Origin of the sequence: Herpetosiphon llansteffanensis, assembly GCF_003205875.1 — a bacterium.
Lineage (GTDB): Bacteria > Chloroflexota > Chloroflexia > Chloroflexales > Herpetosiphonaceae > Herpetosiphon > Herpetosiphon llansteffanensis.
Window position 1 is genome coordinate 1 of the sequence record NZ_PUBZ01000093.1, and the last position, 12,584, is coordinate 12,584.

At 52.8% G+C, this 12,584-nt stretch carries 4 protein-coding genes; all 4 read left to right on the forward strand.

Features of this window, described 5'->3' with window-relative positions; all coding sequences use genetic code 11:
* Positions 1-611 precede the first annotated feature (611 nt).
* From C5S61_RS12435 to C5S61_RS12450, 4 genes are read left to right on the forward strand one after another with little or no spacing between them, the layout of a single operon-like run.
* Entirely contained in the window at positions 612-8,390 is a 7,779-nt protein-coding gene (locus C5S61_RS12435; protein ID WP_110515375.1) for a DUF2298 domain-containing protein, read from the forward strand.
* A gap of 9 nt (positions 8,391-8,399) precedes the next feature.
* A complete protein-coding gene (locus C5S61_RS12440) occupies positions 8,400-10,814 on the forward strand; it encodes a DUF2298 domain-containing protein (protein WP_110515376.1) in 2,415 nt (804 codons plus the stop codon).
* 9 nt (positions 10,815-10,823) lie between these two features.
* Positions 10,824-11,336, forward strand: a complete 513-nt coding sequence (locus C5S61_RS12445; RefSeq protein ID WP_110515377.1) for a hypothetical protein — start codon at positions 10,824-10,826, stop codon at positions 11,334-11,336.
* 44 nt (positions 11,337-11,380) lie between these two features.
* Complete coding sequence (locus C5S61_RS12450) at positions 11,381-12,436, forward strand: histidine kinase (RefSeq protein ID WP_110515378.1); 1,056 nt, start codon at positions 11,381-11,383, stop codon at positions 12,434-12,436.
* The last annotated feature ends 148 nt before the right edge of the window (positions 12,437-12,584 follow it).

Genomic DNA, 12,584 nt, shown 5'->3' on the forward strand with positions numbered 1-12,584 from the left:
ATTGGATTGGCAATCATGTCCCCTCACCCCCCAACCCCCTCTCCCACTGAACGCGGGCGAGGGGGAGCCGACAATGTTGTTGTATCACGCATCGCGACCGAACCACACGATTAAGCCCCTCGCCCGCGCACAGGAGAGGGGTTGGGGTGAGGGGATCAGGCGGTGGTTAACGTGATGAACCATTACAGCTATCGGCTATGGGCTGGCACGAACCTAATCCTCATAATCTGTGGCAATCTGTGGCGAAAAAACTTAATCTTCGTGCTCTTTGCGGTTTCGGCCCTTCGTGTGCTTCGTGCTCTTCGTGGATCGAAATGTTAACGCAGAGACGCGAGGGCTATAGGCTCTAGGCTATGGGCTGGCACGAACCTAATCCTCATAATCTGTGGCAATCTGTGGCGAAAAAACTTAATCTTCGTGTGCTTCGTGCTCTTTGCGGTTTCAATATTTCAAGGCTTTTGACTTTTGCCTTCTGATTTGTTCTCTGCTCTTTGTTCTCTGTTCTTAATTTCATCCCTCATCCCTCATCCTTCATCCTTATCTGTATTCCGTTCCCATGCAAGCCGATTTTGCGCTATAATTCGCCCGTTGTTGAGTTCAGGGTGATAACTATGCCACGTTTCGCTGCGCTGCGTGCCTTTGGGCGACGCTTCCCCGATTTGATCAGCTTGCTTTTATTGTTGGTAATCCTTTGGATGGCTTGGGGAGTACGATCGATCAATCGTGCTGATTGGGATGGCTACGCGCCGCTCATTCACCCAGACGAGTATTACCTCAAGGATGCGATTACCACCAACCTGCGTGTCCCCGATTCGTTTTTGAGCTATCTCAGAACCGAATGTGAGATTGTGACCAACGATCAAGGCGTGGCGCAACTGAAGAATACGCGCAATCCAGAAGAGCCTGATGTTAGTAAACAACGGCCTAGTGCAACTAGCGGCTGTAACTCACTCAACCCACGCACAATTGATCGCGGCTATGTGTATGGCTCGTTGCCAGTTGCCAGCGTGCGCTACTTAACTGAAAAATTCTACCCTGAAATTGAACCAGACCAACTATCGAGCCGCCAAATTACGGTGGTTGGACGTACTGTCTCAACAATTGCCGATTTGATTTCAATTGTGATTTTGTTTGTGCTTGGCCGCACGCTCAACAGCCGCCGCATTGGCTTGTTGGCTGGCTTTTGTTTTGCTTGGTCACCAGCGCTGATTCAACATGCCCACTTTTTCGTGGTCGATGGTCAGGCAGCGATGTATGGCCTGTTGACCTTGTATGCCAGTACGCGTTTGGCCCAATCGCGCCACTGGTGGAGCGCCGTGCTCAACACCATGTTTGCTGGGGCTGCCCTTGGCTTGGCAATTTCCTGCAAAATTACCCTCGCGCCGCTTGGCGGAATTGTTGCGATTGCGGCGATGGTGGCCTATTGGCGCAACCCTGCCTATTTGCGTGGCGACTATTCACCATCGGCGATGTTTGTGCGCTTGCTGAATAGTAGCTTATATGGGATTGGCTTTGGGCTGTTGGCCTTCGCTATGATGGTTGTTACCCTGATCTTTACGATGCCCGATATGTTCAATGGAATTGGTTTTGATGATCGTTTCATTGAAGCAATTGGCCGCGCTAGTGAGACCTCATCGGGCGATCTTGACTCACCTTCATCGCATCAATGGGCTGGCCGCAGTAACTACAGCTACGAATTGACCAACATGATTCGTTGGGGCATGGGCGTGCCTTTGGGTGTGGCTGCTTGGCTTGGCTGGCTGGCATTTGGCATTGCCTTGTTGCGCTCAAGTTCACGCCAGCGCTTGCTTGGCCTCTTGCCGATGTGGATTTGGACAGGGATTTATTTCTTTTGGCAAGGCGGCTTGATGATCAAGCCGATGCGCTATTTACTGCCGATTTATGGCCCGTTAATTCTATTTGCGGCGTGGGGCTTGATTAGCTTTGTTGATTGGGCGCGACGTGAAGGCACACCATTGCTGTTCCGTAAAGTGCCGTTGCATGGCTTGGCCGTGGGCCTGACCAGCATGGTTGCGCTGGTAACGCTGCTCTGGGGTTGGGGCTTTAGCCGCATTTATGAGCGACCGCATACCCGAACTCAAGCCTCTGCTTGGGCGCATGCCAACCTGCCGCCGGGCAGCACCCACACCTCCGATTCGTGGGATATTGGCATTCCAGGCATGGAAAATTGGATCTGGACTGATGTGCAGTTGCCAATTGTCAATGAAAATGATGCTGGCTCGATTGAGCAAATTCTGCAAGTTGCCAACCAAGCCAACTACTTGGCCTTTACTTCGAACCGCGCCTACGATTCGCTTGATCAATTGCCGATGCGCTTTCCGGCGACGCTCAATTTCTTCAAGGGCATTTTTGATGGTTCGCTGGGCTACGAAAAAGTTGCCGATTTTAGCTCGTATCCCTCGTTTTTGGGCATTAGCATTGCCGATGATCACGCCACCGAAGATTGGAGCGTTTACGATCATCCACGGGTAACAATTTGGAAGCGCACTGATCGTTGGAATCTTGATGCAGCGCGCCAGCAAATTTTGCGTGATGTGAATGTTGATGAAATTTATAAATTGCGGCCCAAAGTTGCCACACCCATGCCAACGATGCTCCAGCAAACCGTGGCCGAATGGCGTGAGCAATTGACTTCTGGCACATGGGCTTGGGTTTTTGATGGTGTTGCCAATGTTGCGCCATTGATTTTCTGGGTTTTGGCGCTGGAAGTGTTGGGATTGGCGGCCTTTGGTCTGTTGTGGCGCTTAAGATTGCCCTTGCCTGACCGTGGCTTGGGCATGGCGCGGCTAGTTGGTTTATTTGCTCTGGCCCTGATCGCATGGCTGCCAGCTGCTTGGCATTGGTGGTCGTTCAATCGCTTCTGGATTGCTGGGGTGTATTTAGCGTTGGTGGGCTTGGGTGGCCTGAGTTTGCTGCGTTCGCGCCACGAATTGCGGCTGTGGTGGCAAACCCGCCGCGCGGCGATTCTCACCTCGCAAGCGATTTATCTGGTTGGCTTTTTGATTCTGCTGACGATTCGCTACCTTAACCCCGATTTGTGGCACCCAGCCATGGGCGGCGAAAAGCCCATGAATTTGGCGTACCTGACCGCCACGCTCAAATCGGTGCAGTTCCCGCCCTATGATCCATGGTTTGCTGGCGGCTACATGAACTACTACTATTGGGGCTATGTACTGATGGGCACGCCGATGAAGCTGTTGGCGATTCGCCCAGAGGTTGGCTTCAATCTGGCATTAATTAGCTTATTTGCCATGACCGCGCAACTGAGCGGCAGTTTTGGCTACAACCTGCTCTCGACGCTTGGGCGGGTTGCCAAAAAAATCGAACGCCGTGCTTGCTTGACAGCGGTTGGGGCTGCGATTGCCTTGATGCTGTTGGGCAACTTAGTTCAGCCAGTCTTTTATTTCAATAGTGCACGGATTTTGGGCAACAGCGAGTTGAGTTGGTCGAATCCTGAGCAATCGAGCCAAGGCATTTGGCTGGAAGGCGGCTTGCCGTTGGCTGATGCGGCAGCAGGCTTTGCCAAACGGCTCGATGGCGAATCGTTTAATTTGCGCCCAGAATGGCCCTATTGGAATGCAACGCGGGTGATTCCGCCCAGCACGATTAGCGAATTTCCTTTCTTCTCGTTTTTATATGGCGATTTGCATGCCCACATCATTGGGCTTTCGTTGCTTGTTTTGCTCTTGCTAAGCCTGGTTGGCTTGTATAAAGCGCCCAAAATCTCTGCCAAAGCCTTGGCTGGCTGGAGCGTGGCGCTGGGCATTTTGGTTGGCGCACTCAAAGCTACCAATGTGTGGGATTATCCGCTGAGCCTTGCGTTGGCTGCGGTAGCGCTGTTGGTGGTTGGCGTACAACAAAGCCGCACAATTGCATGGCCCAAGCGCTGGCTGTGGATTGTGCTGCCACCGTTGGCGGTGGTTGTGGTGATGACCGTGGTTTGGTCGCCATTCAATCGCTATTTGGCGACTGGCGACTATGGCAAGCCCCAATTGTTGACCAACGACCAACGCATGACGATTCGTGAATTTACGGCGCTATATGGCTTGTGGTTCTGGATTTTGATTCCATGGATGCTGCTGTTGGCACGGCGGATTTGGGGCATGCGCAGCACCTTGATTGGGGTTGGTGCAAGCCTCGTCTGGATGTCGTTGATCAGCCTGCTGCAAAATGTGGTAACTCCACTTGATATGAGCGTTGAGCCAGGCATGATTGATAATTTATTCAAGCAGGCAATTGCCCAACGTGCTGCCTCAATTGTGGTTTTGTTGCCGCTGGCAGTTTGGGGTATTTCGCTCTTGTGGAGTGCTTTGGCTGGCCGCACCCGACGACGTGAAGTTGTACCCTTGGCCTTAACGACTGCTGGCATTTTGCTGGTGCTCTTGACCGAAATAATTGTCTTGCCCGGTGCTGGGCGCATGAACGTGGTGTTTAAGCTTGGTTACGAGGCTTGGGCCTTATTAGCCTTGGCTGCTGCCAGCGTTGTGCCCTTGACCTTGAGTGCCTTCCGCAGCGTCTTGCGTTCTGGTTTGGCGGCTCCACTGCGCATCTCGTGGGCAACTGTCACCGGCTTGTTGGTGCTTGGTGGCTTTGTTTACCCAATTACCGCCACTCAAGCCAAAGTTGCCGATCGCTACGTGGCCGATGCGCCGCGCGGCCTTGATGGCATGGCCTGGATGGAAGGCGCAACGTGGGTTGAAAATCGCGAAATTGCAATTAAAGATGATGCAGCGGCGATTCGCTGGTTGCGCGCCAACGTTGAAGGCACGCCAACCGTGCTCGAAGCCAGCACCTCGGCCTATCGCTGGAACAGCCGGATTGCAACCTGGACTGGCCTGCCAACCTTGATTGGCTGGGATGGTCACGAGAATCAGCAACGTGCGCCAGCAGAAGCGGCGGGCATTATCGCCAACCGCAAAAATATTATTCAGCAAATTTATACAGCGTTTGATGCCAACACCGCCCAAAATTACCTCGATCGCTATGGAGTGAGCGTGATTTACCTTGGCGGCTTAGAGCGCGCGGTCTATGGCGATTTGTTGCCAGTTTTTGAGCAACTGAAGGCCTCAGGGCGCTGGCGCGTTGGCTACGATAGCGGCACAACCCAAATCTACCTGCGTACCGATGCCAAAGTGCCTGAACCAAGCGCCTTGCCGCCAACCGAATTGCCTGGAATTCCGCCAGCCAATTCAGTTGCGGCGATTAGCATGGCCGAAAAGCCTTTGCCGCAAGCAACGGTTGATAATAAGGTCGAAACCCCACGCGTCGATGGCTTCTCAGATTGGGCTTGGATCAACCAAAATCAGGGCGCTGCAATCGTATTGTGGTTGCTGTTCTTTGAATTAGTGGGCTTGCTGGCCTTCCCAATTGTGGCTCAAGCCTTGCGTTCATCGTTGGCCGCAGCCTGGAGCGCTAGCAAAATTGCTGGTATTTTGCTGCTTGGTTGGCTGATTTGGCTGCCAACCAGCCTTGGTTTTTGGCAATGGACGCGGCTCAGCGTGATTGTGGGCTTGGCGATGTTGGCGGCCTTGGCGGTTGCGGCATGGTATTTTGGCGCGGCCCAACGAATTCGCGATAACTGGCGGCAACAACGGCGCAGCATCATCATTAGCGAGCTGGTTTTTATTAGCTTGTTTGCGCTTTGGACCTTGGTTCGAGCAGCCAATTCTGATTTGTGGCATCCCTACTGGGGTGGCGAAAAACCATTTGAATTTGGCTTCTTGAATGCGGTGCTGCGTTCGCCCAACATGCCACCGCTTGACCCCTTCTATTCGCAAGGCACGATCAACTACTACTATTATGGCCTTTATTTGATGGCCTTGCCGATGAAGTTGTTTGGGCTGAACTCAGCAATCGGCTTTAATTTGGCGGTTGCCACGGTTGGCGCATTGATTGGGATTGGCGCTTGGGCTGTGGGCTTGGTGGTTACGCGACGGCTCAAAGTTGCCGCCATGGCCCTCGTTGCGGTGGCCATCATCGGCAATTTGGCAGGCGTATTGCCAATTGGCACCTCGACCGGCATTGGCGGCGTGGTGCGGGCTTGGCAAGCCTGCGAGTTGGGTGGCGAAGGCCGCGAAGCAGCGTGTGCGCCGCTCGATAGCAACACCAGTTTGGGCGCGATGCTCGGCGATGCGCTGGCCAATGGCACGGGCGAAAACTTTACTCGCCGTTTGGGCGGCGGCGTGCCATGGTTCTGGGGGCCAAGTCGGGTTACCGTCAGCGATCAGCTGAATACGATTAATGAATTTCCTGCTTGGAGCATCATTTTTGCCGATTTGCACCCACACCTGATTGCCTTGCCAATAACTTTGTTGGTGGTGGCCTTGGCGTGGGAAGTGAGCAGACGGCGACGTTTGCGGCGACAATTGCCAGCCTTTGGTTTAGCAGCCTTGGCGCTTGGTTCGTTGGCTGCTGCCAATGCTTGGGATGTGCCGACCTATGGCTTGGTGTTGATTGTTGGTTTGATGGCGCGTGGTTGGCAAGCACCGCAGCGCCGTTGGTGGGCGACGCTTGGCTATAGTTTGCTTGGCGTGGCAACGGTAGCACTTGGTTTGCTGCTGTATGCTCCATTCTTGGGCAGCTATAAAGCACCAGTTGGCGGCGTTTGGCCAATTCGGGTTGGCACGGCGCTTATACCGTGGCTGGCGATTTATGGTCTCTTCTTGCTGGTCATTACTGCTTGGCTGTTGTTGCCGCTTAAACGCGCCGAACCAACCCCATTTTTGGATTGGGTGAAAGCCACCCGTGGGCGCTGGCTGATTGGCTATGGCTTGGCAGCGGCAGCCTTGGTTGTGTTGCTCTTGACGCGCAGTGCTGCTGGCAAAAGTGCGCTGACCGAGCCTTCGGTTCTGCCCGAATTAGCCACAATTTATAAGCCAATTTTCAGCGCTGGCATTCCGGTGCGTTTGGCGATTGGCTTATTGTTGGCGGGCTTAATTCGGCGCTTTATCAATCGGGTGGCATCGCCATCGGCGCGCTGGGCGATTGTTTTGGGCTTGGTTGGCGGCTTGGTGGCCTTGGGTGTCGAGATGTTATTCATTCGTGATCACCTTGCACCTGGCACGTGGGAAGGCGGCCCTGGCGATTCAGAGCGCATGAACACGGTCTTTAAATTTGGCTACCAAGTTTGGGTGCTGTGGGCTTTGAGTGCCAGCCTGCTATTGCCGCATATTGCTTCGGCGCTGCGCAACTCGCGGGTGGCCAAATATAGTTGGCAAACGGTGGTTACGGTTGGCGTGGTGATCGGCCTGTTCTTCCCAATTTTTGGCACGCTCAGTCGGGTTGGCATGCGCTTCGATAAATCGGTACAAGGCTTGACCCTTGATGGCTTGGCTTATATGCAAACCGCCGAATATAGCGTCAACAATGGCGTAGTCAATCTAGCCGACGATCTGACAGCGATTCGCTGGATTACCGACAACATTACTGGCACCGAAATTTTGCTGCAATCGGAGCAAGAATTTTATCGTGCTTATGGCATTCGGATTACGGCTAACACTGGCTTGCCAACTGTGATTAGCGCCTTGCATGCTGGCGAACAACGGCCTGGGCCATTGGTTGACCAACGCATTCGCGATGTGATGGAAATCTATAGCAGCCTCGATGTGTTGCGTACCCAATGGTTGCTGAATAAATATGGCGTTGATTATGTGTATGTTGGCCAGATTGAGCGTTTGCGCGACCCAATGGGCGTTGATAAATTTGTAACGATGCCCGGCGTGCAGCAAGTGTATCAACAGAATAGCGTCACAATCTACAAAACAACGCCGCAATTGCGTGAGCTAGCGATGCAATGGCGCGATGGTGTGCCTGCAACTCCCGCAGTCCCGAATACTCCAGTTGATCAGGCTGGCAACCAAGTTGAGGCGGCGGTTGCGTTGTATGAAAGCGACCCCAACAATGCTGGTTATGCCTTCGAGGCTGGCAAGCAATTGTGGCAGTCGGGCCAAGCTGATCGGGCGGCGGCGATTTTGGGCCGTGCTGCCGATGTGCATCCCAATGATATTGGCTTGCACCATCTCTTGGGCGATGTGTTGCTTACGCTCAAACGCTACGATCAAGTGGTGTTGGCCTATGAACAAGCCTATAATGCAGGGCCAAACCCGCAAAACCAAACCAAACTTGGCCAAGGCTATTTGGCTTGGGCCGAGATTGATAGCACCAAACTCGATGCGGCGGCGGCTCAATTTAGCGCGGCGATTATGGCCGATAGCCAATTTGCCGACCCGCACTATCATCTGGCCGAAGTGTATCGTTTGCAAAATAATCCTGCCGAGGCTCGCCGCGAATACGAAGCCTATTTGAGTATCGCCCCGCCCGAGGGCTTGTGGGTAGGTTCGGCGCAGGAGCGCTTGAAGAACCTGCCATAGTGAGTTGTTATGATTGCTTGGTGGTTAAGCATCGTTTTAATCGGAATCCTCGCGCTGCCGCTGAGCATGCGCGTGTTTGGCCATTTGCCAGGGCGGGGCTTGGCGTGGAGCAAGGCGCTGGGCTTGTTGGTTGTTGCATGGCTCGCTTGGATGGGCGCGATGCTCAATCTTTCGGGCTTCGATGGCGTGACGGTTGGCTTGGGCCTGATCGGCCTTGGCACGCTCAGTTGGTTTGTGCAAAAACCCTTCGATAAAGCGCGGGTGCTAGCGGCAATTCGCCAACATTGGCCTGAATGGCTGGCCTACGAACTGTTGTTTGGGCTGGTTTTCTGGCTGGGCATTCAGTTGCGTTTGCATGGGTTTTATGGCTCAGGCATTCATTCCACCGAAAAACCGATGGAAGCGATGTTATTTAGTGCTGTGCTCAATAGCCCTAGCTATCCCCCAAGCGATTTATGGTTGGCGGGATTTAGCGTTAATTATTACTATTTTGGCTATGTGCTGATCAGCGTGTTGAGCGTGCTCAGTGGCGCGACGCTTGGTGAAACCTTCAATCTGGGCTTAGCCACGATTATGGCTTTGGCCAGCGTTGGGGTGGCTGGTTTGGTCACCACTATGCTGCGTTTGTGGTGGCACGATTATCTGCTATCACGTTTGCGCTTGGTTGGGATTGCAGCGCTTGGCGTGCTTGGCTGTGTGCTGGTGCTGTTGGTGGGCAACCAAATGGGAGCCTTGCAAACGATCGTCAATTCTGGGGAAGTTAATAAGCTCACCGATAGCCAACGGGTTTCGGTGCTGTGGCAAGCACTGCAAGGCATCGAACCTGCTACTGTTGATCCAGCCACGCTCAAATCGGATAATCCAGGCGAGTCCAAAAGCTCGACCTTACCACCAATGGGCGAGAAATTTAATGCTTGGTGGCCATCACGCGTGATCTACGATGATAGCGAAGAAACGACGATCATCGTTGATAACCAGCAACGCACGGGGATGTTTCAGCGCGAAGTTATCACCGAATTTCCCTTCTTCAGCTTTTATCTGGCCGATATGCACCCGCATGTGCTCTCGATTCCGCTGACGCTTTTGGCAATTGCCTTGGCCTTGGCGCTGTTTGTGCGGCCTACAATGTTGCGCTTTCCCAAGCACGATTGGCTTGAATTGGCCATCGCTGGTTTGGTGATTGGCAGTTTGTACGCTGCTAATTCGTGGGATGCGCCAACCTTTGGTCTGTTGTATGCCTTGGGCTTGGTCAACTTGTGGCGGAGTCATACGCCACAACCAACCCGCCGCGATTGGTTGCATGTGGCTGGTCAAGTTGGCTTGGTGGTGCTGGCAGCGGTTTTGCTGTATATGCCATTCTTGCTGACATTTACCTCGTTTGCTGGCCGCGATACTGTGCCTGAACCATTTGACTCTATCCCAATTATCAGCAGTTTGGGCAAAATTATGGCTCCAGCGCGTGATCACTCTGGCTGGACTGATTTGCTGATCATTTTTGGCCTGTTCTTGGTTCCAATCGTTGCATGGCTCGCCAGCATGATCAAAGTATGGCAGCAATGGGCGGTGATTGGGGTTGTGCTCGTGATTGGTCTGATCGCAGGCATGCCAGCAATCGTCTTTTTACCAATTGCGGTGGTCTGTTGGCAAACAGCGTGGCAACGCAACCAACGTGATGTGCAAAACTTTAGCTTGATCGTGGTTGGCTTGGCAGCCTTATTGATTGTGGTTGTCGATTTTCTGTATTTGCGCGACATTTTTGATAATCGCATGAACACGGTTTTCAAGGTCTATTATCAGGCATGGATGCTGTTGGGGATTACTGCGACTGCCAGTATTTGGGGTTTGTTGAGTAATGGCCAGTGGCGACGCTGGACGAATGGCATTTGGTTGCCATTATTTGGGCTATTGTTGGCCGGCGGCTTGGTCTACCCCATTTCAGTGATCAACCCGCGAACCTCGCCCTCGTGGGATTCAAGCGGCGCGAAGCTTGATGGAATTGAAAGTTCAAACCACTTTTTGGAGCCAATTCGCAAAGCAGCAGCTTGGCTTGAGGCGAACACGCCGAGCAACAGCGTTTTGGCAACAGCGCCTGGCAGTAGCTATCAAGATGGCGGCGAATTGGCGACCTTAAGCGCTCGGCCAACGCTTTTGGTATGGCCTGGCTCTCACGAAGGCTTGTGGCGTAGCAAACAGCCCGATGCCAACCAGCAAGTGGCGCAACGCCAAGGTGATCTGAATGCGATTTATAATGCAACTGATCTTAATCAACTGCGCGAAGTGCTGACCCGCCAAAAAGTTAATTATGTGGTTTGGGGGCCAAATGAGCAAAAAGCCTACCCCCAAGCGAATATTGGCTTGCTCGAACAGGCAGCGACCAAAGTTTATGAAGCTGATGGCTGGATTATTTATCAGGTACAACCCTAGGAGCATGCAATGCGCTTAACTGAACAATTACGCCAAGTTGGGCGTTGGCTCTGCATCGCTGGCAGCATCTTGCTTGGCTTAGGCGTGCTGTTTCTCGGCTTTGAAATTCGCAAAATTGGCTTTAAGCTTGGAGATTTGGCAGGTATGCTCGGCATCAGTATTGTGATTCCAGTGGCGATTTATTTTTATCAAATTAAGATCCATTGGCGCAAATTACGCGAACGCTTGCTAAAGGCCGAAACCGCCCGCGATTTTAAACTGCTGCCAGCGCTTAAGCCCTTGCCAATCGTGGCGTGGGTGATTTGGGCGGTCATAGCATATGCTTGTGCCTATATTTTTGGTGGAGCCTTTACGATCTTTTTTGGGGCCTTTTTAATTGGCTTTGGCCTTGCCAACCCCAAACTTTCCAAGAATGTTGAAGAACTCGAAGCTGGCAGAGCCTTATTCTATGCTCAGCGCGATTTACGGGGGCGGCCAATTGTGGTCCGAGTTTTGCCAGAGATGCTATTGGCACACGATTGACGCTACAGGTATAATTAAAGCTCAATTCATGCAATGAGGTCTCCATGCGATCTGAATCCGCTTCACACCGTTATGGCGAACATCGCATTTATTTGAGCTTAGCGCCAGGCATTGGCTGCACCCGTCGGTTGATGGCCGATGCCCAATTGCTGGCAGCCCAAGGCTATGATGTTGGGATTGCCTTTAATGCTTCAAGCGATTATTTATGCGATTTTGCCCGTGGTTTGCGGCCTTTACCTTTAATCTACGAGCGTCAGGACAATCAACGGATTGAGGCGCTCGATCTTGAAACGATTCTGCGTGATCCACCCCAAATTATTGTGCTAGGCAATTTAGCACATCAACATGGCTTGCCAAATCAGCCAATTGAGCCGTTGAAGTTGGTCGAGCAATTGCGCATGGCCGGAATTGCAGTTTGGTCAACGATTTATGCTTATAATTTGACCACAATTGCGCCAATTTTCACCCGTTTGACTGATATTACGCCAACGCCGATTATTCCTGAAACGGCCTTGGAGCAAGCCAGCGAGTTGGTGCTGATCGATCCTGAGCCAATTGATATTATTCGCCAATTGGATGAAGGGCTTTTGCTGGCTCCGCCAGAAGCAGAGCAAGCGCGTGGTACGTCGCTGCGCCTCGATGTTTTAAATCAACTGCGCGCTGCAACCCATGCCTTGCTCGAAATTCGCCGCCCATTGAGCGATAGCGCCGAACGTCCGCGTTGGTTGGTTGGCATTGGCTTCAATCCAAGCGCGATGTATTTGTTGCAACGGGCCGCCGATTTGGCTTATGGCATGGGTGCATTGTTGATTGGGGTGCATATTCGCCCGCCTGGTGGTGGCTCAAGTGGCTATCGTTTGGCTGCCCGCGAACATCTCGATTATGCCGATGAGTTGTGTCACGAGGTGGTAATTATCGAGGAGAAAGATGTGGCGGCGGCGATGCTCCAAGTAGCTCACGAGCAGCATGCAACCGGCATCTTTATTGGGCGGCCTGTGCGCTCACGCTGGGATGAACTGCGCGGCGGCTCGTTGTTGACCAAACTGATCAATAGCGATCGTGATTTGGATATTTTTGTCTTGGCCGATGCTCCGCGATAAAGAAGGCTATTGGCTGTAGGCTATGGGCTAGCGGAATGTTTGAGATACCCAAAATGTTCTGCTAGCCCATAGCCTTATCCACTCTGCGCCTCTGCGTTAAGAATTGATCCACGAAGCGCACGAAGAGCGCGAAGGCTGTTTAGCCACG